The organism is Erythrobacter colymbi (assembly GCF_002155685.1).
GTDB lineage: Bacteria > Pseudomonadota > Alphaproteobacteria > Sphingomonadales > Sphingomonadaceae > Erythrobacter > Erythrobacter colymbi.
Genome location: NZ_MUYK01000015.1, coordinates 1 through 22,390, shown reverse-complemented (window position 1 = coordinate 22,390; position 22,390 = coordinate 1). Strand labels below are relative to the sequence as shown.

Annotated in this window: 22 protein-coding genes; 16 read left to right on the top strand and 6 right to left on the bottom strand. The window is 60.4% G+C overall.

Translation table 11 applies throughout. The annotated features are described in order from the left end of the window. Genes mobF through BZF57_RS17310 form a run of 13 tightly spaced genes read left to right on the top strand, consistent with a single transcriptional unit; the run spans position 1 to position 10,401 of the window. Positions 1 to 3,117 carry a MobF family relaxase gene (gene mobF, locus BZF57_RS17360; RefSeq protein WP_206073292.1) on the top strand — a complete coding sequence of 1,039 codons (3,117 nt, stop codon included), beginning with the start codon at positions 1 to 3 and terminating at the stop codon, positions 3,115 to 3,117. A 2-nt stretch (positions 3,118 to 3,119) separates the two neighbouring features. Further along, complete coding sequence (locus BZF57_RS21285; protein WP_162291040.1) at positions 3,120 to 3,404, top strand: hypothetical protein; 285 nt, start codon at positions 3,120 to 3,122, stop codon at positions 3,402 to 3,404. Then, complete coding sequence (locus BZF57_RS17355; protein WP_162291039.1) at positions 3,401 to 3,712, top strand: helix-turn-helix transcriptional regulator; 312 nt, start codon at positions 3,401 to 3,403, stop codon at positions 3,710 to 3,712. Before BZF57_RS21285 ends, BZF57_RS17355 begins: the two co-directional genes overlap by 4 nt. Continuing rightward, positions 3,712 to 4,485 (top strand): hypothetical protein, encoded by a 774-nt coding sequence (locus BZF57_RS17350; protein ID WP_086740381.1) that lies wholly within the window; start codon positions 3,712 to 3,714, stop codon positions 4,483 to 4,485. The genes BZF57_RS17355 and BZF57_RS17350 overlap by 1 nt, the downstream gene beginning before the upstream one ends. Continuing rightward, entirely contained in the window at positions 4,482 to 4,946 is a 465-nt protein-coding gene (locus BZF57_RS17345; RefSeq protein ID WP_086740379.1) for a DUF2726 domain-containing protein, read from the top strand. Before BZF57_RS17350 ends, BZF57_RS17345 begins: the two co-directional genes overlap by 4 nt. Then, positions 4,943 to 5,275, top strand: coding sequence for a helix-turn-helix transcriptional regulator (locus BZF57_RS20915; RefSeq protein WP_143738546.1), 333 nt, complete (start codon positions 4,943 to 4,945; stop codon positions 5,273 to 5,275). Before BZF57_RS17345 ends, BZF57_RS20915 begins: the two co-directional genes overlap by 4 nt. After that, a complete protein-coding gene (locus tag BZF57_RS17340; protein WP_086740377.1) occupies positions 5,272 to 5,916 on the top strand; it encodes a hypothetical protein in 645 nt (214 codons plus the stop codon). Before BZF57_RS20915 ends, BZF57_RS17340 begins: the two co-directional genes overlap by 4 nt. Positions 5,917 to 5,969: 53 nt before the next feature. Further along, positions 5,970 to 6,173 (top strand): hypothetical protein, encoded by a 204-nt coding sequence (locus BZF57_RS17335; RefSeq protein ID WP_086740374.1) that lies wholly within the window; start codon positions 5,970 to 5,972, stop codon positions 6,171 to 6,173. Between the two features lie 39 nt (positions 6,174 to 6,212). Next, on the top strand, positions 6,213 to 6,518 hold the full coding sequence (locus BZF57_RS17330) for a hypothetical protein (RefSeq protein ID WP_086740372.1): 306 nt from the start codon (positions 6,213 to 6,215) through the stop codon (positions 6,516 to 6,518). Further along, the gene (locus BZF57_RS17325) at positions 6,511 to 7,347 is read left to right on the top strand and encodes a CsgG/HfaB family protein (RefSeq protein WP_086740370.1); all 837 of its coding nucleotides are present in this window, start codon (positions 6,511 to 6,513) and stop codon (positions 7,345 to 7,347) included. The genes BZF57_RS17330 and BZF57_RS17325 overlap by 8 nt, the downstream gene beginning before the upstream one ends. Beyond that, the gene (locus BZF57_RS17320) at positions 7,328 to 8,536 is read left to right on the top strand and encodes a nuclease-related domain-containing protein (RefSeq protein ID WP_086740368.1); all 1,209 of its coding nucleotides are present in this window, start codon (positions 7,328 to 7,330) and stop codon (positions 8,534 to 8,536) included. Before BZF57_RS17325 ends, BZF57_RS17320 begins: the two co-directional genes overlap by 20 nt. After that, complete coding sequence (locus tag BZF57_RS17315; RefSeq protein ID WP_143738545.1) at positions 8,533 to 9,003, top strand: hypothetical protein; 471 nt, start codon at positions 8,533 to 8,535, stop codon at positions 9,001 to 9,003. The genes BZF57_RS17320 and BZF57_RS17315 overlap by 4 nt, the downstream gene beginning before the upstream one ends. Before the next feature lie 42 nt (positions 9,004 to 9,045). Further along, a complete protein-coding gene (locus tag BZF57_RS17310; RefSeq protein ID WP_086740364.1) occupies positions 9,046 to 10,401 on the top strand; it encodes a DUF7986 domain-containing protein in 1,356 nt (451 codons plus the stop codon). 165 nt (positions 10,402 to 10,566) lie between these two features. Here BZF57_RS17310 and BZF57_RS20910 read toward each other — a convergent pair whose 3' ends face one another. The 4 genes from BZF57_RS20910 to BZF57_RS21160 form a co-directional block, all read right to left on the bottom strand. Then, positions 10,567 to 11,055 carry a hypothetical protein gene (locus BZF57_RS20910; protein ID WP_143738544.1) on the bottom strand — a complete coding sequence of 163 codons (489 nt, stop codon included), beginning with the start codon at positions 11,053 to 11,055 and terminating at the stop codon, positions 10,567 to 10,569. A 113-nt stretch (positions 11,056 to 11,168) separates the two neighbouring features. Next, entirely contained in the window at positions 11,169 to 12,113 is a 945-nt protein-coding gene (locus tag BZF57_RS17305; RefSeq protein ID WP_067407128.1) for a XamI family restriction endonuclease, read from the bottom strand. Beyond that, positions 12,110 to 13,702, bottom strand: a complete 1,593-nt coding sequence (locus tag BZF57_RS17300) for an Eco57I restriction-modification methylase domain-containing protein (RefSeq protein ID WP_086740362.1) — start codon at positions 13,700 to 13,702, stop codon at positions 12,110 to 12,112. The genes BZF57_RS17305 and BZF57_RS17300 overlap by 4 nt, the downstream gene beginning before the upstream one ends. Beyond that, the gene (locus tag BZF57_RS21160) at positions 13,692 to 13,868 is read right to left on the bottom strand and encodes a hypothetical protein (RefSeq protein WP_156076270.1); all 177 of its coding nucleotides are present in this window, start codon (positions 13,866 to 13,868) and stop codon (positions 13,692 to 13,694) included. Before BZF57_RS21160 ends, BZF57_RS17300 begins: the two co-directional genes overlap by 11 nt. Positions 13,869 to 14,178: 310 nt before the next feature. Between BZF57_RS21160 and BZF57_RS17295 the strand changes: the two genes are divergently transcribed. After that, a complete protein-coding gene (locus BZF57_RS17295) occupies positions 14,179 to 16,404 on the top strand; it encodes an EAL domain-containing protein (RefSeq protein WP_162291038.1) in 2,226 nt (741 codons plus the stop codon). Between the two features lie 1,183 nt (positions 16,405 to 17,587). After that, a complete protein-coding gene (locus BZF57_RS17290; RefSeq protein ID WP_086740358.1) occupies positions 17,588 to 18,190 on the top strand; it encodes a recombinase family protein in 603 nt (200 codons plus the stop codon). On the opposite strand, the gene BZF57_RS17285 is transcribed toward BZF57_RS17290, so the two are convergent. Both BZF57_RS17285 and BZF57_RS17280 read right to left on the bottom strand, forming a co-directional pair. Continuing rightward, positions 18,180 to 18,983 (bottom strand): HNH endonuclease, encoded by an 804-nt coding sequence (locus BZF57_RS17285; protein WP_086740356.1) that lies wholly within the window; start codon positions 18,981 to 18,983, stop codon positions 18,180 to 18,182. The two genes, BZF57_RS17290 and BZF57_RS17285, sit on opposite strands and share 11 nt — an antisense overlap. A 6-nt stretch (positions 18,984 to 18,989) precedes the next feature. Then, complete coding sequence (locus BZF57_RS17280; RefSeq protein ID WP_086740354.1) at positions 18,990 to 20,819, bottom strand: ATP-binding domain-containing protein; 1,830 nt, start codon at positions 20,817 to 20,819, stop codon at positions 18,990 to 18,992. 130 nt (positions 20,820 to 20,949) lie between these two features. Between BZF57_RS17280 and BZF57_RS17275 the strand changes: the two genes are divergently transcribed. Then, positions 20,950 to 22,316, top strand: a protein-coding gene (locus tag BZF57_RS17275; protein WP_120222458.1) for an IS3 family transposase whose coding sequence is annotated in 2 segments (ribosomal slippage) — positions 20,950 to 21,301 and positions 21,301 to 22,316 — 1,368 coding nt in all. Because the reading frame shifts where the segments join, the coding sequence is not laid out codon by codon here. Positions 22,317 to 22,390: the final 74 nt, after the last annotated feature.

Here is a 22,390-nt window from a genome sequence, read left to right as displayed (position 1 = left end):
ATGCTGTCGGTCGCATCGGTCAAATCCGCCTCAGGCGCCGCCGAATACTTCGCCAAGGACGACAAGCACCCGGCCGACTATTACGTGGGAGACGGCGGAGAAGGCGGGGTCGCAGGCGAGGGCGGACCGGGCGATGGTGGGGCCGGTAGCGGTTCAGGCGAAAGCAACGGAGCCGGCAGTGGAGGCACACAAACCGGCAGTTCGCATGGCACGGAAAAAACAGGTTGGGAAGGAAAGGGGGCAGAGCTGCTCGGACTCTCGGGCGAAGTCACCAAGGATGCCTTCGAAAAGATCCTCAATGGAGAGCTGCCCAATGGTGAGAAGATCGGCCAGGTGCACAACAGGCAGTCCGGTCTGGACCTTACATTCTCGATGCCAAAGTCTGCCAGCATCCTCGCGCTGGTATCGGGCGATGAGCGCATCCTCAATGCGCACTGGAGCGCGGTCAAGGAGACGATGAGCTGGGTCGAGGGCAAGTTTGCCGAGGGCCGGACATATGAGCGCACCAAATCGGGCGAACCAGTCAAGACAGGTAATCTTGTCTACGCTCTGTTCGCGCATGAAACGAGCCGTGCGCTCGATCCGCAAGGTCATATCCATGTCGTCATCGCCAACCTGACCCGAATGGCGAACGGTGCCTGGCAGGCGCTTCACAATGGCCAGCTATGGAAGAACAACACGGTGATCGGCGCTGCCTATCATGCCGCCTTCCGCGAAAAACTGGCCGAGCTTGGCTATGTAACCCGTCTGACCGGCAAGCACGGCCAGTTCGAGATCAACGGGGTTCCCAAGGAGGCAATCGACGAGTTCAGCAAACGCCGCGAAGCGATTGTCGAAAAGGCCAAAGAGCTGGGGCTCTCATCTCCGGCCGCTATCGACAAGGTGACCACAAACACCCGCGATCCCAAACTCAATGTCGAGGACCGCGAGAAACTCGCCGCCGACTGGCGAGAGCGCGCCGCGGCCATCGGGTTCGACGGTAAGCAGGTCATCGAGGAAGCGAAATCCCGCGCGGCCGGTAACACACCCGACAAACTGACCACGCCGACACAGCGCCTCAGCGAGACCATATCGAACATCATGACAGCGCTCGGTGGGGTCTTCAGGGAGAAGGACCCGCTGGTCACTCAGGGGCTCGAGCGCCTCAAATTCTCACCAGACGACCTGCGCGCGCAAGCGGCAGTCGCTTCGGCCATACGCATTCTCGAACAGCGAGAGGCGGCCTTTCCGATCCCACAGATCACCAAAACTGCGCTCGATCTGGGCTTGAGGGGTGTCACGGCCGAGAAGGTCGATGCCCGCGTCGAGCAGCTGCTTGAGAGCGGAAACCTTATCCCGGGCCAGTCAAACCGGATCGATGGCGCGCTGACCCATGTCACGACGCCGCACGCCCTTGCGACCGAATCCCTGATCCTCGCCCAGATCGACAGGGGCAGGGGGGCTGCAACGCCGATCGTTGCGCCTGACGCTGCGGTCGAACGCATCAATGCCGTCTCCGGCGACAAGCAGCTCAACACGGGCCAGATGGCCGCTGCCGTGCTCGGGCTCTCGTCCAGCGACCGGATCGTTGCGGTGCAAGGGGTCGCGGGGGCGGGCAAATCGACCATGATCGCGGCCGTGGCCCGGGTTGCCGAGCAGGAAGGTCACAAGGTTTTGGGGCTCGCCTTCCAGAACAAGATGGTTGGCGACCTCAGGGATAGTGCCGGCATCGAAGCACAGACCGTGTCGTCCTTCGTGAATGCCTATGCCAAGGCAGCCCTCGCAGGGCGGGGCGAAGCATACGAAGCCGCGCGCGGCGCGCTCAAGGGTGCCGTGCTGGTGCTCGATGAAGCCTCGATGGTCGGCAGCGAGCCGATGAAACATCTGGTCGGCATCGCCAATGCGCTCGGCGTCGAGAAGCTCATCATGATCGGCGACCGCCAGCAACTCTCCTCGATCGATATGGGCAAGGCTTTCGCGATGGCTCAGGCCGGGGGGATCGCGATGGTCCGCATGGACGAGAACCTGCGCCAGCGCACCGACCAGCTGCGCACGATCGCAGCGCTCGCAAACCGCGGGGAAGTGCGCGGGGCGATGGAAGTGCTCGGCGACCAGCTGAAGGCCAGCCCCGATCACATCAAATCGGCAGCGGACCAGTGGCTAAGCCTTCCCAAGGATGAGCGCGACAGAACGATGGTGTTCGCCTCCGGCCGGGACGCCCGTGCTGAACTCAATCAGCGCATTCAGGACGGCCTGCGTGCTGACGGCACCCTCGGCAAGGACAGCATCTCTCTCAAAGTGCTCGAGCGGGTAAATGCCGAGCGCGAGGAGTTGCGCTACCCCCAGACCTACAGGGCAGGGCAGACGCTCGAGGTCGCAAGGGCGGTGTCGGAAATCGGGCTCCGGCGCGGCAGCTACGAAGTGCTCGGCGTCGATGCCAAGGGCCGCGTCGAGCTGAAGATCGGCAACCGCACAGTGCGGTTTGACCCGCAGAAGATCGACCCCAACGACAAGCGCGACGCGCTCGGCCTCACGCAGCGGAGCGAGATCAAGCTCCACGAAAACGACCAGATCCGCTGGACGGCGAACGACAAGGAGCGGGGGCTCTACAATGCCTCGCTGGCGCAGGTCACGGGGGTGAGCAAGGACGGCATCAGCGTGAAGACCGCCGATGATCAAATGGTGCATCTGAAGCAGGGCGACCCCATGCTCGAACGCCTCGGTCTCGCATATGCCATCAACATGCACATGGCGCAGGGCGTGACCACCGACAAAGGGATCGCAGTGATGAGCGGGTCGGAAAGCAACCTGTCGAACCAGCGCCTGTTCAACGTCACCGTCACTCGCGTGCGGGACGATCTGACCCTCCACACCGACAACAAGGACCGCCTGATCAGCGCGATCGAGCGCAACGAGGGCAACAAGACCAGTGCGCTCGAGACGGTCGGCCGCCTCGAGATCGATGCACCAAGGGAAGGTGCGGCGGGGCCGGGTAAAACCGACAAGACGTTCAATCCCGAAGTGCCCGCCGACCTCGCCAAGCCCGACAGCATGGATCTGAGCAAACACCGCGTCGCGGTTGAGCCCCGCGTGCCAGACAAGCCCTTCCCCGAAAAAGACATCAGCCTGGAGATCTGATCATGCATTCCTCACCCAACTACGACTACGTCATCCACGGCGACCACATCCATTGGTGCAATGTCGAAGCCCACGGCATGGAAGTCTGCCAAGAGTGGGCCATGATAGACCATATGGGTGAACCGGGCCAGAACTTGGCCACCGAAGCCTACTATTCAATAATGCTCGCAATGGCGATCACGCTCATGGCCGGCCTCATGTGGGGCTTGGAATGGCGCTCGCAGAAATCTGCCGGGAAGATGCCATGCGCGGCGGCCACCTCTCAAGCTTTGGTAGCCGACGCATGAACGAGGTTCCCAATCCTCTCGACCGACCAACCCGCGACCTGTCAGGCCTTGCGCACCGTTTGAAATGCGCACGGGTCTCCCTCGAGCTCACACAAGAGCAGCTTGCCGCACGCCTCGGGATCGCCCGCCAAACCCTCAACGGCTACGAGCAGGGCCACACAGACCCGCCGGCGAGCCTTCTGGCGCAATTGTGCGATGATTATGCGTTCGACCCTGTCTGGTTGCTGCTGGGACATCAGCCGACTCTGATGATCGCCCCTTACGACGGTACGGGCTCCGCCTTTCAAGGCAGCGAGGAGAAGGGCTGATGGGTATCGATGACCGCGACTACATGAAGGAACGCTATTGGGAGCGTCAGGGAAAGAAGTCGCCGTCCAGGTGGAGCTTCAACAAGGCTGAGCGCGAAGCGGCAAGAAAAGCGGACGAGGTTCCGCCCGGAGGGGCGACCTGGGTCGGCAAAAACACCAGTTTCGACCAGTACGACCGCATAGCGGCCGCAGGCTTCTCTCGAAAAAGGAACGAGCCCCGCGGACAGCACGGACGGCGAATATCGCGTCAGCCGCGTCAAAATGTCTCGTCGGGGACCAGACGTTTCGCAGCATGGGCGATACCGCTCTTGTGCCTCGCTACCTACGCCATTCCGATGTTGGGTGATCTTAGGCGGGGAGGGTGGCTGCCCGACACCGAGCCCGGCCTCCCGTTCCCAGAAACCGGCAGCGTTAGCGTCGCAAGTGATCTCCCGATGAAAATTGTGCGCAGCCAACTCGCGGTGAGGACAAGCGATTCCAACGCCGTTGTTCAGCTCGTCCACCCTGAGACAGATCGCCATGTGATCTCCGTCTTCGTCGCGGCAAACAGCGAGGTAACGATCCCCGCCCCCGTCGGGATCTGGCGCATGCGTGTGATCGAAGGACAAAAATGGCATGGAAATGCCAAGTTCTTCGGGCCCAACACCCAATACGAAACCGTGGCCGAGCTGATGGAGTTCGGGCACTCGCGCGGGAACGGCATCGACCTCCACCGTCGGATCGACGGCAACCTGAAAACACGGCAAATGCTCGTGGGGCCGGAGCCGCTATGACGGAGCTCGGAATCCTCGCGATCATCGCCCTCGTGGTTTTCGTGGTCATGCTCATGTCCACCAAACGCGGCATAGGCTCGCTGCCCGTCCGCGCGGCCCCGCTGATGACCAAACGGGAGCGCGTCGTATGCGCCATGATCGAGCGGGTCGTCCCTCACGCGAGGGTGCATGCGCAGGTCTCGATGGGTGCGATCCTCCGGCCGGCTGCAGGGCTCGATCGATCGCGGTCGACCAGCGTGCGCAACCGCTTCTCGTCCAAGCGGGTCGATTTCGTGCTCGAGGACCGAGCGAGCGGCGACATCATCGCCATCGTCGAGCTGGACGACCGCACGCATAATCGCTCGGCCGACCGGCATCGCGACCGCATGACAGCGAGCGCAGGCTACCTCACAATCCGGCTTGGTCCAATCCGCCACACCTTTGCTACCGTGCGCCAAGCCTTGGCGGAGGTACTGGCATGACGAGCAGCGTCGGCGAGCGAAACCGTGCAGTGCGGCTTAGATCTGGTCTTTCACAAGATCGCTTCGCGCGAAGCCTCGGCTTTACCCGCCGCGCGCTCCTCATCTGGGAAGCGGCGATCGCAGAACCGCCAATTGCGATTCTCAAGCCCCTGAGAATACTGTATAACGTCGATCCAGAATGGATCGTCATGGGCGGCAATCTCAAGCCAGCGTCTGACTTCCGCATCGAGCAAGAGGTGTGCCCTTACGATCTGTCACGCCGCGCATTGACCGCCAGAACCAATCGGGGACGATCAAACCCGACCGAATTCAAGAGGAAGACACCATGAGTTTGATGTCCATGCTCACGCGGCCCAGGTTCTCTGCGGGGGCAAGACCTTCGTCGTCCGAGCCAGATCGCCTGCGACCGCCGGATCGCGCCTATAAGGACTATTCCGCCCGCCTTGTCTCGGTTTCCTGGCACCAGCTGACCGACGAAGAAGCGGCTGCGCGCATCGCGAGCGATTTCAATAATGACTTCCTGTGGGTGAGGGGGCTTGGCCGTTTCCAGGACTACTACCACAAACCAGACACACTACCACTGAGGGAGCTTGCCAATCCAAACTACGCTGACGCGGCCTGGTTTCATGTATTCCAGATCGATCTGCTCCGACCGGCCCACGATTACATCGACCTGCGCTCCGGTGGCCGCGACTATGCGATCCTGATAGCCGACCAGCAATTCGAAGACGCCATGCGCTCGCTGGGGATCATGCCCAACTGGTGGACCATCTGCTGCTCGACCATGAACGACCATCCGAAGAGCGCCTACCGCCGGTCGATCATGGTTCTGGGAAGAGACCTTCACGGCAACGATGCGCCTCATGAAGACATCGTCGTCGCCCTCGCGAACCCGGAAACACTCGATCTTATCGAAGACGCGCTGGAGCACAGCCTGCGCGCAGAGATCGAATTCCAGACATTCGAGTGAACCCAAAGAAGACCGGCACGCGCGCCACAACCTGCTGAAGAAAGGACGATACGATGAGCAACTGGAATTTCGAGGACATGGGCGATTTCGCCGACGATGCCGCCGCCGAGCGCTGGGCCAAGCGCAACGATATCGATTTGCGCGATATCCGCACCAGCGCCAGCGGCAAAGGTGTCCGGCTCGAGGTCCGGCGATCCTCGCTCGGCGACAGCCGTGCGCAGGGCGATCTGCGCGATGGCCGCAGAACTGGATGGTAACTGGTAACTGGTATCAGGTAACACGGGAAGGGACGCATAATGACACACAGACATCTGATCATCGGCCTGCCGGCCGTGGCGGTCGCGATCGGCGTGCCTGCTGCGGCACAAGCTGCACCAGCCACGGATGTGGCAGCCAGCATGGCAAGCTACGCCCGAGACACGGCAGGCGTGGATGCTCCGGCCCGCGCAGCCGAAAAGCAGGCGCGCTACGCCGCCCGCAAGGAAGCAGACGAACCCACCGAGTGTGACGACTGTGCCAATTGTGCGCCGTGCGAAGCTTGCAAGGAATGTGATGAGCAAGCGGCAGCTGCCGAAGGGAAGGGAGCCCAGGACCATGCGTAATACCGCCATCTTTGCAGGAGCGGTCGCCGCTCTTTCTCTCATCACCGCCCCCGCGATCGCTCAGGTGACCGGAAAGGGCGGCACCGGCGTCGATGAGAACACCGAGCTGCCTCGCTGTGCGCAGCCGCTCGGGGTGGTCGCATTGGTCGAAGAGAAGGCTCCCAGCCCGACTGATGGCCTCGCCGGCGAACTCTCGCCGGGGATGGCAGCCTTGCTGCGGATGGCCGAGGCGCAGCAGGGCGGGGGAACCGCACGGGTCGATCCGCTCCCGCTCATCAAGCTCATGGCAGCGCGCTCGAACTGCTTCCGCGTTGCCGATCGCGGCGCAGCGATGGGTGCGCTCGAGCGGGAACGCGCCATGAGCGGCGCTGCGCCGTCGCAGGCGATGGTCAAGGCAGACTACCTCATCAGCGCGCAGGTGCTCTATTCCGATGCCAAGAGCCGCGAGAGCGGCGGCGGGATCGGCGGTGCGTTTGGCAGCGCGGTTGGGCTCAAGAGCAAGACCCTTGAAAGTCAGGTGCTGCTGCCCCTCATCGACGTGGATACAGGCCTTCAGGAGGCCGTGGCGACCGGCTCAGCGCGAAAGAAGGACGTGGGCGTGGTCGGGGGCGGTCTGCTCCTCGGTCTCGGTGTTGGCGCGCTGGGCGGCACCTACGGCTCGACCGACATCGGTAAGATTACCTCGCTGGCGGTGCTCGATGCGTTCCGCAAGCTGATCGTCGAGGCACAGGCACGCATCCCGCGCCAGGCCTCAGAGGCCCCGCAACCGCCAGCTCAGGCCGAAGCTGACAGCGCGCAGGGGGTGTCTGATGATCCTCAAGGCCAGTGATGGGCGTGCTGGTGACATTGAGGTTCTGGAATCACTGCTGAAGGAAGAGATCACAGACGACCAGCGCCGCGGCATCGAGACCGAACTCTATACGATCCGAAAAGGCGCCAAGGGAGAGCGCGAAACTGCGCACATCCTCGACCGAACCTATGGCCACTCTGAAAGGGTGGCGGTGATTCATGACCTGAGACTTCCCGATGGGCTGGGCGGCTACGTCCAGTTCGACCATCTGCTGCTTCACAGCTTCCTGAAGCGCGTCGCGGTGCTCGAGACGAAGAATTTCAGCGGGCGCATCTCCAAGAACGACCATGACGAATGGTGCGTGTGGTATCAAAACCGACGGCAGCCCGTCGACATACCCAATCCCGTGGCGCAGGCCGATCGTGCCGCAAGGTTGCTTGAGCTCTGGCTCAAAGCACACAAGCATTCCGCTGCATTTCGCCGCGTGGAGGGATGGGTGATCGTGCCACCAACATGCAAGATCGATCGCACGCGCATCGGTACCGGCACACGGATCGTGAAGGTCGATAACTTTCATGACCGGTGGACAGACGACGTCAGCTTCGCCGATGCGACTGGTTTCTTCACAGCGCTCAGCGCCGGGCAGCTGGGCGCGGTGGCGGCGCAACTCGCCTCGCAGCATGTGCCAGCAGCCTATGCGTGGAGAAAGCGATTTGGACTTGGAGATGTGTCATCGCCTCAAGCCACGACTACGCACGCACCCGAACCCGAGAATGTAATCGCCGAACAGGATGTCGAAATCGACACCGCGCGCGGACCCTTTGCTGAAGCCGCCATACTGCCCCCAGAAGGTCAGCCTATCGAGGAATGCCGAGACACAGCAACAATGGTGGCAGACCCGCCTCCAGCACCTGATAATCATGCAGGCGATGCAAAACCGTGGGCGCCCGATCAGGGCAAGGGCGGGCTCGTCCAAGAGCGTGACGGGGCCAGCGCGAAGGCTGGAGCGCTCAAACCGGTGATAGAAGGGATTTCCGAGCGAGTCCTCCCGGATGGGCGGATAGCCTTCCTCGCCAAGCCTGGCACCCCCGCGGCCGAGCAGCTGACTGCCGCTTGCAAAGGCCGGGCAATCTGGAATCCGCGTTTTCGCAACTGGCTGTGCAGCACCGAGCGGGCAGCAGAAATCCGCGATGCGCTGGTTGCACAGCCAGCAGGAGAACCATCATGAATATGGCAGCAGGGATCGGCAGCGCACAGTGCCCCAAATGCCATCGTTCAACTGGTCACTGGATCGAGCCACGTATGCTCCATGTCTGTGGCTCCTGCGGCGTGCCGCTGATCCGCTTCAGGGTGAGCCGCAAGATCAGGCTCTATCGCATCATTCCGGTGACCGATCTCATTCGCATCGCGGGGTCGCTTGTGACCATTTCGGCGATCATTTCGGCCGTCGCAATCCCGGGGGGCATGCGCGCTGCGGTGTTCATGGTGGCCACCGCATTGGTTGCCTTCGGTGTCGCTGACGTCAGCCAGGAGGTCTTCGGCATGCGAGCCAAGCGCCGCCCTGGCAGTGCCATCATCGGCGGTCAGGCGACACCATCATGGAAGTCTGCCGCGCGATTGGCAATCGGCCTGACCTGCTTCATGCTTGGGATCGTGGGCTTCATGGTATGGGCAAGTGTCAGCACGGAGATGTGAGCAACGCCCAACGACAACCTTCTAATCCCGGGGATCAACTGTATGAACGTCGGCCACGATCTTTCCCGCATCATAAAATTCGCGACCGGCGATGCCTGGGCCGAGGCCCTGCATGATGCTCTGACCGATCACGTCGGTGCCGCAATGGAGGAGTTCGACCTCGAATTTGACGAGATCGGCGACCTTATCAGCGATCACTACACCGGCGTCTTGCTTGGGACCGCACTCGAAGACCTGATGACGCGCCGGTTCGAACCCGATGGAGACAATCTGGTAGACGACTACCTCAAGCGCCGCGGTTGGAACGAAAAGGCACCAACAAAGGCCTATCTGCGCGCCCTGCGGGACTCAGCGATGAGCTTGTACGAAGTCAGCGACGTCGTTCCAGGTGAGGGGTTTGCCGCTCGCGATCTCGTGCGTGGCGGGGACCCCATTCGTATCAGGGAAAAGACAGGTTCGCGCACTTTGCGACAATGGGACCGGATTGCCGTGCGGGTTGTGCCCGAACGCAGCGCCCACGTGTTGTCCGGTGTCATCCTTCCTTTCACGCCAGAGGCTGCCGAAGCGCTGCTCGAAGCGTTGAGGGCCGCGAGCGGGAAGCGCCGAAAGTCGGCGAAAATCGATATCGACGACGACTTGCTTGCCAACATCGCCCACCTGTTCACGACCGCATGGCTGTTCGACGTCCTGCCCAAAGCGATGGGGCTGCAATCCCCCATAGTGCAGAATACCGATGGCGATGACCTCGTGTTCCACAATGTACGCTTCCCACTCAAGCGCGGGACATCCGCTGAAGCCGTCGGTGCGCTGCTCGATGCGCAGCCCGAACTGCACCGCGCGAACGATCAGCTCTGGAACTGGCTGAAGCCGTCAGCAGACACGATACCGCGTGCAAAAGGGCCCGGGAAACTTGCGTTCGGAACAAGCACAGATGATGGCCGGACGGTGTTCGGCACCATCGAAATCAAGGGCAAGTCTCTCGTTCTTTCGGTCAACTCAGCCAATCGGGCCAAGGTCGGCACAGCAGCGCTGTCCAAGCTGCTGGGCACCGCCGTGGGCAAGCCGTTGACCGAAATCGTGACGATCGAGCAGGCGATGCGCGACCACCAAGGTCGGCCGTCGGCAGAGCCTGCTGTTCCGCCGGAAGCGGCTGCGCAACTGGTTCATGATGTTATGGACAGGCATTACCGCGAAACGCTCGACCAGCCTGTCGGCATGCTGGGCGATCTCACACCCCGCGAGGCAGCAAAGACCGCGAGCGGGCGCAAAAAAATCGCTGAGTGGCTCAAATTTATCGAAAACCGCGCAGCAAATCACCCCGATGCCGCCGATCCCATGGCAACCTACGATTTTTCATGGATCTGGCGCGAGCTCGGGGTCGAAAAGCTCAGGAAATAGCAGGTCCTTTACACTGCAACCGACTACCGTATATTTGTGTCCCAATAATGCACTGAGGCTATTCAGAACTTCCAATCTGCCAGATTGATAATATAGATTATGTTAATAGCTATACCAAAACCGTCAATTCTGGCAACTATAAGATCGCCTGATCAGGCGCATGATTTAGTCAGAATTTGATCGATCCACTTTAAGTCTCTCGGCGTCTTCAATTATCGCCGAAGCAAGTGATTCGTCACCGAACCCCTCAAGAATTTGATCAGCTAATCGAACGAGTTGATCGCCTTGGCGCGCCCAACGCTGATCCACCGAGAATGAGAGCTCAACCCCATTGTATGCCTGATGGGTCAGAATGAATCGTTCCGGTGCTCGATGCTGGTCACCGGGCATGAGGCCGCTATCGCGGAACGGATCTAGAAGCAGCTCAGATTCCAAATCATCCGGGATGTTCTTGCCAAAATGGCGGGCCAACATAAGAACAATTTCCCAGTCCCAATGTTCATAACGTCGCTGACCAGTGGCGAGCATTAACGGCAAATCAGAGCACACATCGCCATACTGAAAAAAATAACTCTCGATCAACGAGTCCCATCCAACCACAACGGCAGCGCCACCGTCGTAATCATCGGACGGACTGAATAGATACCTGCTCAAACACGGCCTCCTGACGAGATCGCCTCATTTCAACTATTTCAGCCTACAATAGAATACACCCTAGTCGCTGGAAACCACCAGGCCGAAAAATCATGCGAAGGAGACTCAGATTTTCATTGAGCCGAGAGCCAATCAACAAAGGTGTCCAGGTCATGCGTCCAGACCAGATATAACCCACTCTCCTGCGCAGACTTCAGGCTTTCGATCCCGAATACGCCGGACAGCAACGCGACGGGTACGATCTCCTCTCCAGCCTTTCCGCGCCAATGCTTGGCTTTAGCTGCCGTGTCGTTAAGCACCCGCTTTATGCTGTTGAGCGCCGACGAGGAATCCTTTGCCTCGATTGCGATGATGCGGCCGTCATTGGTCCCGACCAGAATGTCTGCCTTTCGACCATAGACCGTGCATTCGCCATAAAAGGTGTTGGCGGATGGCCAGTGTGTCGGCGCGGTGATTTTGCCCTTGTTCGGGGTCGGAACCTTCTCGTAGCCTTGAAGCAGCAATCGGTCCTTCAGAACGGACTCGACCTTGCGACCATAGCCACGACGCTCCGTCTGAAGCGTCTGTGTCGCGTGAAGTGCCGCTGTCGCTCTGATCGCATGCTTCAGCTCATGCAGGCTTGGCGTCCGCCGATCATCGATCCAAGGGAAGCGCACCGGATCGGACATCTGGCAAATCAGGCCGAGCACCTTCACCGTCAGCTTGTCATCTGCGCGAAGGCGGTTCTTTGTGAGGCGCTGGGTTGACCGTGTAACCAGCACCCCAAGATCGTCCTCGGACACCGGAGGACCGGCGACGTAACGAAGAGCATCGAGGAGCGCCGGCTCGAACAGGATCGTTCTGACGGTGGAAGGGTCTGGGTTTAGCGGGTCGACTCCAACCAGCGTCTTGAACAAGCGCAAGACCCCGCTTTGCCGCAAGCGAAGATGCTCACGATAGCGGTCGCGCGGCTCCTTCAACCTGCGATCGACGAAGGCGTCAATCGAGCACTGCGCCTGCCCCTTGAGTTCATCGTCGGTCCAGATCTTTGGCCGCCGGTCGGCATTGGGAAGGTTCATAGGCCAGCAAGCTCGGCCAGGCGATCGGGAGATGGGATGCGCAGACGCTCGACCTCGCGCGGTTCGAACTTGGTGAGGCCCCCGGCATAGGTTCGGCCCGAAGTCGTCGATACGTTGCCGGTAAGGAACGCCAAGAGCTGATCGAGACGTTCGTCATCCATCGGCTCTCTTGGGTAAAGGCCATGAGCGATGTTGATGTGGCGAGCATTGCACCGATTGCGGACGAATGCGGGCGGGCGGCGGGCCATATAGGTGCACAAGATCGGGGCAGGCTCTCGCAGGCCGACGGACCACCATGCGCGGCGATGCCGGGCCACAAAGCCTGACGGCACATCGTGAGCGCGCGCCCAGGCAAGGAACTCGTCGACTGCCCGCCGCTCCTTGGGGGACAAGTCGTTCAGATCCACCGGCAGATCGATGACCCTGCGCAAAGCGTCGTCGCGGTCGAGCGATGGTGCCGCCGCAATGAGCTCCCGTGCCCGGGTGACCGTCGGTAGCAGAAAGCGGGAGGGCAAACGATGCGCGCGCGCACCAGCAATCCAGATGCTATTGGCACCGGTGACCTGGCCGCGGTGAACGCGGAACAACTCGCCAAGTTCGATTTCGTCGGCGCCCGGCACTGGCCCCTCGCGAACGAAATGAGACCACCTCCCCGCCTTCTCGAGGCTGGTCCACGGCACGGCCTGCCCGCCCTTCAGATTGTCGAGTTCATCAAGACCCTCAACCGCGCGGATGGCAAGATCATCAGTCTGGCCGCCCAGTTTGAAGCAGGTGATGGCCCCCGTAGTCATCGCATCGGCGAATGGCTGCGCATTCGGGCTGATGACATGCAGAGACGCACCCCCTAGCCCGTCCGCCAGCATCTCGCGCAAGACAGAGCCGTAGTTGACGTCGATCCATTCGGCCGACGTGATGAACGCACCAAAATCACCAGGACGGCCGATGCTGCGCGTCTTCAGAAAAAAGTGAATGTGGAGACCCGCGAGCTTGCTGGCCCGAAATCCGTGCTGAGCGGCCGTTTCAGCGAACCATCGCTTCCATCTCTCGCCGATCTGATGGTGCCGCACATAGGGAGGATTCCCGATGAACAGCGTGGCACCCTTGATCTTGCGAAGCTTCACTTCGCGGTAGTCGCGCGCCACGACGGACAAACGGTTTGAGAAGCCGCAGACGGCAGCGTTGGCGCGAAGCAGAAGCAGCGCGAGAGGGTCGGTTTCGACACCAATCAGCCTGGCCCTCGGGAAGGCACGAGCGGCCGCAACCAGGAATCGGCCAGAACCGCAGCCCGGATCGACCACGCGCGAGGGCACGTCCTCCTGATCTTCCGCCCAAGCAAGCATCGATGCCACGATAGCGTGAGGCGTATAGGTCGCACCGCTATCCCTACGCTCCTTGGGGGACCGAAGGGTGCAGAACAGCTCTCCCAGCGGATCATCACCAGCTGCAATGGCCTTTCGGATGGGTTCGATTACTTCGGGGCTGGGAGCCTCGGAAGAAGCTATCAGAAGCTCTTCGGCTCGCGTGACCGAAAGGCCTTCACCAATCAGGGCATGAGCCAGTCCGGCGAGCTGGCGCTCATCAAGAACCACTGCCCCCCTCCCCCTTGTCGGTCTCGTACCCGGTCCAAAGCTCTTCGAACAGCTTTCGAAGGGACAGCCCGCGGTTGGCGGCCTCGGCCTTTACCGCGCGCGCCATCTCGGGCGACAGCGAGAAGCCGACAATCTGACGGCTCGGTTTGTTGCGCACATTGGTCATAAGACGCGTATTGTCGACTCGTCGACAAAGGTCAACTGCATCGAGGTGCCGGTGGCCGATCCAAGGGCTCCGTCACTCGCACGAACGGCGTCAGCGCAACCCGGAGACCGCGTTAAGAATTATTCGATATCTGTTAGTTATGCTCGCCGCCGACAAATTTGGAGCCGCGGCGCGGCGATCCGGAGCAGCGGTCGTGAAACGAGTTTCAGCAGTGCGGTGGCTACGCCGCAAGTTCAGAGATGTCCTAGTCCAGAGGCGCATCGGCAAGCCAAGCGCGAAGCGTCGCGTGCGCATTTGGGCATCGAAACCGATGAAGATCGTCGCAATGGCACTCGGCATCGGAGTGATCGCAGGCCTCGTCGAGCTCGGCTTGCCGGCTGAAGACGTTTACCGTGCGGTGAGAGCGGAGATCCGGTCCCACGAGGCTCCGAGCGATATCGTCGTCGTCACGATCGATGATGCCACCCTCAATGAACTTCAGACCGACATTCCCGATCGGAAACAGGACGCGCAGCTGATCGACCGGCTGTTCGCAGCCGGTGCAACACGCGTGTTCTTCGACAAGGCCTACGCTGATCCTACAAACCAAGCATCCGATATGGCATTGGCCGAAGCACTGGCCCGCCACGACGAGGTCTACCTTGGTGCAGCACCTGCATCAGAGGTGGGCATTGAGCGCTATGCGACGATGATGCCAGCGAGAATATTCCGCGAACGAGCAAGGCTCGCGTCGATGGTCGGGGAGGCAGGCCCCTTTGGCCTCAGCTACCGATTCCCTACACTCGAATTGGTCGATGGGAAGAAGATACCCTCCATATCAGCAGGGCTAGCCGGTTACCGTGGAGACCGGCGCCTCTACCGGCCTGACTTTGGGATCAACATCCATACGATCAAAAACGTCAGCTACATCGACGTCCTGAGGGGCAGGTTTGCAAGTAATACATTCGACGGTGCAGCTGTCGTGATCGGCCAAACCTTCTCTGGAACGAGCGACACCCATTACGAACCGCTTGGCGCCAAAATTCCCGGCGTATACTTCCACGCGCTCGGTGCACATACGCTCCGCGAAGGGGTACCTGTAGACCTTGGGTGGCTGCCCGCCCTCCTCTTCTCCGCGGCAGCATTGCTATGGCAAGCGCAGCGGATGAAGCCGGACCGAAAAGTGAGCGCAGCTGCCTTGGTCCTTCTCATTTCTGTGCCGCTTGGTTTGGACTACCTATCCATAGGGGTCGATATCTTCCCGGCAATCCTGTGCCTGGCTATCGGGACGGTGAGGCTGGAGCGACATTCGCAGAAAATGTTCGACGAAACGACAGGTTGCCTGCGAGTGGAGGCGCTTGAGCGATTGGAGCCCAGTGAAAACCTCAGCGTTTTTGCTCTCAAGATCAGAGAATTTTCTTTCATAACAAGAAATTCATCCGACGGGGTAATCATCAAGTTCATCGAAGAAACGATAAAGCGACTATCAGCGACCGAAGCAGGCACCCAATTTGCGTTCCACAAGGACACGATCATTTGGCTGCGTCCAAAACTGCAGTCTCAGGAGCTGATCGAACATCTGGAAGGGCTGCATGCACTGTTCAGAACAGGGGTGGGACACGCAGGTGGCACCGTCGATATCGCAGCACACCTCGGTGTCGATGAAAACTGGGACGCCAGCATGCGTTCGCGGATCGCGACAGCGATCCAATCAGCGGAAGATGCTCTTCACGCCGGCACACATGCCATCGTTGCGAACGCCGAATATCTCGAGCAGCGGGACAAGAGGCTCTCGCTGTTGTCCGACCTTGATGAGGCCATGGCGCGCAACAACGTCCAGGTAGCCTACCAACCCAAAGTCGACCTGAAAACTGGCCGAACTATCGGTGCCGAAGCGCTGCTGCGTTGGACTCACCCTCTTCACGGAGCGATACCCCCTGAGGATGTGATAGCGATGGCAGAGGCTCATAAGCGGATCGACGACCTCACGATCTATGTCATCGATACTGCCCTCGCCGGTGCCAGGCTGGCACGCCAATTGAACCCGGACTTCCACATCGCGATCAATATGTCCGCGGTTGCGCTGACGCGGGTTCAGCTAATCTATGACATGACGTACCTCATGTCGAAGCACCGTGTTCCGGCCGAGAAGATCATCCTCGAGGTCACAGAGACTGCACCACTGGATGACCGCCGCGTAGCAGCGGTGATGGCGGGCCTGCGTGAATTTGGGATTCAGCTTTCGATCGATGATTTCGGCACAGGGCAAGGGGCTCTGAGCTACGTCAAACGCATCCCCGGCTCGGAGGTGAAAATAGACCGCACATTTGTCGGTGACATGCTGACGTCGGCCGAAAGCCGTTCAGTTGTTCAGGCAACCATCGACATCGCGCACTCTCTCGAACGGAGAGCGGTGGCCGAGGGTGTGGAAGATGCCGAGACGGCAAAGGTGCTGCGGGATATGGGCTGCGACCACGCTCAAGGCTACTTCTTCGCTCCCGCGATGCCCATCAACGAGATCCTTACGCACCTACGCGGCGCACGCACAGCTGCGTAGCGGTTGCAAAGCAATAATACTATGTTAACCATGCCTGTTAGCACTTGGGTGCAAACAGGAGGTCAACATGTGGAATTGGTGCAGAGAGTTCTTCGGCGTCCGCTAAGCTAAGCCCAGAGCCGATATCAGAAAGCCCCGGGCACTCCGGGGCTTTTTTGTTTGGAAAATCAATCGGCTCCTCACTTCGGAGGCCACAGTCCGCCGCAGATGTCTGCTTGACCAGTGCCGCAGCTGCGATATTCTCAACTGCCAGGAGGAAGGCGGATGGGTCGCCGAAGGAGACGGACGAGTTTCGCCGAAGATATTTGGCTCGCATTGACAGCCGGATATTGGCCTGCGCTTCTGGTAGCGGCCATTTTCTTCGCCATTCCGTACGTCTTCGAGTGGTTTCTGAGCCGCCCATCTGACAGTGAAATTTTGAATATAGCCAGAGACGCCTTAAGAACGACTTGGGGTCCGCCCCTTCGTGTAATTTGCTTAATAGTAATGTCGTTGGCCCTCACGGCGGCTTCGTACTTCGCCTTCAAAGAGCTTGCCAATCGCGAGTAGCCGACAGGCTCAGTCGTCAGGTGACCGCCAAGCCGCAGACGTTGATCACGAGATCTATTTCGGAAGGCAAGACCAATTATCGCGGTAGGCCAAGGCATCTCTAGACGAGAACCCGCTTAACCCTGGATTTCTCTGGTTTTTGCGGGTCAACTCAAGAGCGATATGCTGTGGCATGACATAGAACCTGTCCGCGTTCCGATCGATGCCAGAGGGCGTCATTCCTAAGCGAACCAAGATGTAAAACAGATTGGCCGTCGGTTCCTTGGGCTTGACACACCATCGACCCGGACGGCCCTTTCCTTTCACATCCACGATGAAATGTGCGCCTTCCGGCGAGCGCACGACAAGATCAGCCAGTGGCGCATTAGGGCCCAGGGTAAGTGCTACGCTATGCCCTCTTCGGGAAAGCTCGGCTGCCGCCAAAAAGACCGCAGACCACTCATACTGATTGCGCAGACCACTCATTCACAACCGATAATTCAGCGTCGATCGTCATGTCCAGTAAGGATCGCTCAACGGACACCCTGCGCGCGCCAGAGGTCAGACCTCCCTCCCCTCTACAAATCCAGCTTGCCTGCTCTCTCATTAAGGTGGTACGCTTTATTTTCTCACACAGGGGCCTCATCCGTTACAAATGACCAACACCCTCATCGGATATGCCCGCTGCTCAACCGACAAGCAGGACCTCACTGCTCAGCGCCGCGCGCTGATCGAACTCGGCGTACCCGAGGACCGCATCTACACCGACCACGGCCTCACTGGCCGCAACCGCGATCGCCCCGGCCTCGCCCAGGCGTTGGCCGCGGTCCGCGCCGGCGAAACGCTGGTCGTGCCGAAGCTTGATCGCCTAGCCCGATCCGTGCCCGACGCGCGCGCGATCGCCGACGAACTCGAAAAGCGCGGCGTGAGCCTCGCGCTGGGCAAGCAGGTCTACGACCCCAACGACCCGATGGGCCGGATGTTCTTCAACATCCTCGCCACCTTCGCCGAGTTCGAGAGCGACCTCATCCGCCTGCGCACTCGTGAAGGCATGAAGATCGCCCGGGACAAGGGCAAGCTCCGCGGCAAGCCGCCCAAGCTGTCAGACCTCCAGCAGCGCGAGCTCCTCAAGATGCACGCCACCGGCGAATACTCGATCAGCGACCTCGGCAAGCTGTTCAAGGTCTCGCGGCCGACGGTGTATCGGACAATCCGGCGGGGGGAAGCGGCGGAAGCGAGCGATACCGCTAGGAAATGAAGCCAAACCGCTCACGATGCCGCGCAAGCTGACGTCGGTGCGCCTCATCGAGCGGGAGCAGCCGGGCGCGCTCGGGTGCGAGAATAGCGAGAGCTGCTTCACTCAGGGTCGGCTTAACAAGCGCGCGGCCCTGATCATCGAAACTCACGAGACCTCGGTCAAACGCTGCGTCCCAGTGCGCGGCCAGCAGCAGTCCGTTGTAGACATCCAATCGCTCGTCGTCACTGCGGCAGTCCGCCCATGCAACGATGTGACTCGCACGCAGCAACGCTTCATCACCAATGCCGGTAAGTGGGCAGCGCCCGCCCCAATAGTCCAGCAATGCTCGGCGGAAATAGCCCTGCCCTACCCGTTCCTTGACGATCCGATCGACCTCGGTGCTGCCCAGACCGGCAACCTCGGCCTGGTACTGAGCGAGCGGAAATGTGGGCAGACTGCGCGCCAGATGAAAAGCTCGGGACAAGGCTGACCGAAGCTCCGCTTGGGTTTCGAAGGCAAAGGCTCCCTTGAAGTGCGCGGGGGGCGACACCGCCGCATCGCGCAGTTCAACAGCCAGTTTGGCAGCGACGCCCGCGTGTTCGACAGCCAGAAACCAGGGAGATCCATCCGAGTTGACACCGCTGGCGAGCGCGACCTCTCCGGGCACGCCCTCATCGGATTTGAACCAGAGCCACCCGTCGGCGATGCCGTTGGCCTTGCGGAAGCCATGATTGAAGGCGGCCTGATCGAGCTCTACCCGGAAGATTGGATGGGCACTTGTGTGGCGCCGACTAAGGCGTTCATTTAGTGACACGCTAGGTCAGCTCCAGCTCTCGCACATCTCGGGTTGAAGCCGATCAAGCACTCCCGGAAGCCCGTCCCCCGATACCGTCAGGCCGAGGAAAGTCGCGGCTCTCGTTGCCCCGACGTAGATGTATCGGTCAAATAGGTCAGGCTGCTCAAGGGCTAAGCGATCAACGTTTGTGAAGAAGACAGCTTCGAATTCGAGACCCTTGATGTGCTTCACATCGAAGATCCGAACCTCTGTTGCCTGACCCTTAACTTGCCCGCGCGGGCACGAAACGACAGGCAGGTTCAGGTCCTCGACCATCCCGCTCAAGACGACCGCGAGCTGCTCCATTTCGTCCTCGTTCTCAACGAGCACCGCGATGGTCGGCATCGTCCCGGCACTTAGCATGTTGATCTCGGCAATACGGGATGCCAGCCACTTCGCGCGCTCGTCGATCGAATTCAACCCCAAGCCGAGCGCAGGCGAGAAGCCGTCATTGTCCATTCCAACGGGACCTTGCTCAACAACTTCGCCCCCTTGTAGCCTAGCAAGACCCACCGCAAATTCGGCAAGCTTGCGGCTTTGTCGATAGCTGATCGAGATCGGGTGCAGCTCGATGTCCGGCACGGCCCACCCAAGATCTTCATGGCTCCGGCTACCCCAGATCGTGAGACGTTGATTGAAGTCCCCAGATATGAAGACAGCGTCAGTTTCGACGCTTGCGAGATTGCGCATCACTGCCAATTGGAGCGGCGAAAAGTCCGTCGCCTCATCGATGAGGATCTGATTTCGGCGAAGGCGCGCGACTGCGTCCATAAGCACGGGCCGGCGTTCATCTAGCCGTGATTGGAGCAACCGATCCTTCGACATTGCTCGCGCTTGTCCGACGATTGCGAGCAGAATGGCATCGAGTTCAGCTGGATGGGCATCACTCCCGCCAATCGCGTTGTCAGAATACCACTGCCCCTCTGCACGCATCGCCCTGCGGAATTGCCGATAACGTAGCGACACACCCGACAGCCACGTCGCGGGAGCTTTCGCTATCCGTCGCGCTGCCCGCTGCACGAGGAGGCGCCCGCCGATAGCCTTCAGGTCAGGCAATTCGAGCGACCGATCGCGTAGGAACTGCAGAACCTTGCCATTCCGGGTGCGTGCGCCCGGAGATCGGCCAGTTGCCTGTCCGATCGCACGTGCACGCATCGCCCTCCGGAATACATCGACCGTCAGTTTGCGCCCGGAAACAGGCCGACGAGCCTCTTCATCGTCATCCTCGTCATCGTCCACATCATCGTCGAGATCTTCGGCGACGTCCCCGGCGGCCTCAGCCATCAGCTGGGCCACGAAGGCCGACAGGTCATCAAGAAGGCTGGCATCAGCTCGTGCATAGGACTGCAAGGGAGCATCCAGTGCGGCTTGAACAGCACCGGTCATTTCGCTTGCCGTCTTGCGCAGTTCATCGGCAACGCCCGCAATCTCGCCAACGATCTGAAGCGGGTTGCCTGCACCGCGGTCGAGCATTCCGATCACTCGGCGACCAATAGCCGCAATGCGAGCTTCTTCAGCTGCAGCAAGGCGCTCTGCCTCCGCACGCAGCTGCGCTACGAAAAGGTCCCTCTGGAATGCATCGAACGCTTCAAACCATTCGATCTGATTCTGCAGCGTTCCTGGCAGAAACACCGGCAAGTCGGGCTTATAGACAAGGCCACCCCGCGTCCCCGTGCTCAGGATGGCCAGATCATTCCGGCAGATCTCGTGACGGTAGACGTCCCACACCTTGAGCCGCTGGTCGTGGACTGGGACACCCTCCTTCCCCAAAGCATCCATCACATAGAGCCGTAGCAACTCGGTCGGGGTGAACATCGTCCAGCTGTTAGGGTGTTCAAGCCCGGCCTCATCTGTGCCGTCTGTCCCCCGTCAGCACCAATGGCACAGATTTGAGGTTGTGATTTAAGGAGGGTTGGGGCTTCGTCGTAGTGACGAAGGAACGAAGATGAAGACCCAACCCTCCGTGAAAAAATCCCCTCCCAAGAAGGCCCCAGCTGAGCGGGTGGTCAAGGATATCCGCCGAGCAACCCGGCGCCATTTCTCTGCCGAAGAAAAGATCCGCATCGTGCTGGACGGCCTGCGTGGTGAGGACAGCATCGCAGAGCTGTGCCGCAAGGAAGGCATCGCCCAGAGCCTGTATTACACTTGGTCGAAGGAGTTTATGGAAGCAGGTAAGCGCCGGTTGGCCGGTGATACCGCCCGTGCCGCGACCACTGGCGAGGTGCAGGATCTGCGCCGCGAAGCCCGCGCCCTGAAGGAATGCGTGGCCGACCTGACGCTGGAAAACCGTTTGCTCAAAAAAAGCATGATCGCGGATGGGGGCGACGAAGAATGAGGTATCCCGCATCCGAGAAGCTCGAGATCATCAGGATCGTCGAGCAGTCCCACCTGCCTGCCAAGCGAACGCTGGACCAACTCGGCATCGCCCGGCGGACGTTCTACCGCTGGTATGACCGCTACCTCGCAGGCGGCCCGGAGGCGTTGGCGGATCGGCCATCGGCTCCAGGCCGGGTGTGGAACCGGATCGCGCCCGAGGTGCAGGACCAGATCGTCGAAATGGCGCTGGAGCAGTCCGAGCTGTCACCGCGCGAACTGGCGGTGCGATTTACCGATGAGCGCCAATACTTTGTGTCCGAAGCTACGGTTTACCGCCTGCTCAAGGCCCACGATCTGATCACCAGCCCGGCATACGTCGTGGTGAAAGCGGCTGATGCGTTCCATACCAAGACGACCCGGCCGAACGAGATGTGGCAGACCGATTTTACCTACTTCAAGATCATCGGGTGGGGCTGGATGTATCTCTCCACCGTGCTCGACGACTTCTCGCGCTACATCATCGCCTGGAAGTTGTGCACCAACATGCGGGCCGAGGATGTGACCGACACGCTGGATGTAGCGTTGGTCGCATCCGGATGCGACAGCGCCACGGTGTTGCACAAGCCCCGGCTGCTCAGCGACAATGGTCCCAGCTACATCGCGGGCGAACTGGCTGAATACATCGAGGCCAACAAGATGAGCCACGTGCGCGGCGCCCCGATGCACCCCCAGACCCAGGGCAAGATCGAGCGCTGGCACCAGACCCTTAAAAACCGCATCCTGCTCGAGAACTACTTCCTGCCCGGCGACCTTGAGGCCCAGATCGAGACCTTCGTCGAGCACTACAACCACCGCCGATACCACGAGAGCCTAAACAACGTGACGCCCGCAGACGCCTACTTCGGCAGGGCACCAGCCATCATCAAACAACGCGAAAGGATCAAGCGACAGACCATTGAACATCGGCGCTTGCAACACCGTAAGCTCGCCGCCTAAAACCCAACAACAGACGAGGCCCGCACTCCGCTAATTTACGCCGCGACCTGTGCCAAATGTTCTGACGACGGACA

Bases quoted from the DNA above. Each gene is read 5' to 3' on its own strand.
- BZF57_RS17335 (WP_086740374.1), top strand. From the start codon at position 5,970: ATGAGCAACTGGAATTTCGAGGACATGGGCGATTTCGCCGACGATGCC.
- BZF57_RS17345 (WP_086740379.1), top strand. From the start codon at position 4,482: ATGACGGAGCTCGGAATCCTCGCGATCATCGCCCTCGTGGTTTTCGTG.
- mobF (WP_206073292.1), top strand. From the start codon at position 1: ATGCTGTCGGTCGCATCGGTCAAATCCGCCTCAGGCGCCGCCGAATAC.
- BZF57_RS17350 (WP_086740381.1), top strand. From the start codon at position 3,712: ATGGGTATCGATGACCGCGACTACATGAAGGAACGCTATTGGGAGCGT.
- BZF57_RS17295 (WP_162291038.1), top strand. From the start codon at position 14,179: ATGAAGATCGTCGCAATGGCACTCGGCATCGGAGTGATCGCAGGCCTC.
- BZF57_RS17305 (WP_067407128.1), bottom strand. From the start codon at position 12,113: ATGAACCTTCCCAATGCCGACCGGCGGCCAAAGATCTGGACCGACGAT.
- BZF57_RS17320 (WP_086740368.1), top strand. From the start codon at position 7,328: ATGATCCTCAAGGCCAGTGATGGGCGTGCTGGTGACATTGAGGTTCTG.
- BZF57_RS17315 (WP_143738545.1), top strand. From the start codon at position 8,533: ATGAATATGGCAGCAGGGATCGGCAGCGCACAGTGCCCCAAATGCCAT.
- BZF57_RS17310 (WP_086740364.1), top strand. From the start codon at position 9,046: ATGAACGTCGGCCACGATCTTTCCCGCATCATAAAATTCGCGACCGGC.
- BZF57_RS20915 (WP_143738546.1), top strand. From the start codon at position 4,943: ATGACGAGCAGCGTCGGCGAGCGAAACCGTGCAGTGCGGCTTAGATCT.
- BZF57_RS17280 (WP_086740354.1), bottom strand. From the start codon at position 20,819: ATGTTCACCCCGACCGAGTTGCTACGGCTCTATGTGATGGATGCTTTG.
- BZF57_RS17340 (WP_086740377.1), top strand. From the start codon at position 5,272: ATGAGTTTGATGTCCATGCTCACGCGGCCCAGGTTCTCTGCGGGGGCA.
- BZF57_RS17325 (WP_086740370.1), top strand. From the start codon at position 6,511: ATGCGTAATACCGCCATCTTTGCAGGAGCGGTCGCCGCTCTTTCTCTC.
- BZF57_RS21160 (WP_156076270.1), bottom strand. From the start codon at position 13,868: ATGACCAATGTGCGCAACAAACCGAGCCGTCAGATTGTCGGCTTCTCG.
- BZF57_RS21285 (WP_162291040.1), top strand. From the start codon at position 3,120: ATGCATTCCTCACCCAACTACGACTACGTCATCCACGGCGACCACATC.
- BZF57_RS17330 (WP_086740372.1), top strand. From the start codon at position 6,213: ATGACACACAGACATCTGATCATCGGCCTGCCGGCCGTGGCGGTCGCG.
- BZF57_RS17290 (WP_086740358.1), top strand. From the start codon at position 17,588: ATGACCAACACCCTCATCGGATATGCCCGCTGCTCAACCGACAAGCAG.
- BZF57_RS17355 (WP_162291039.1), top strand. From the start codon at position 3,401: ATGAACGAGGTTCCCAATCCTCTCGACCGACCAACCCGCGACCTGTCA.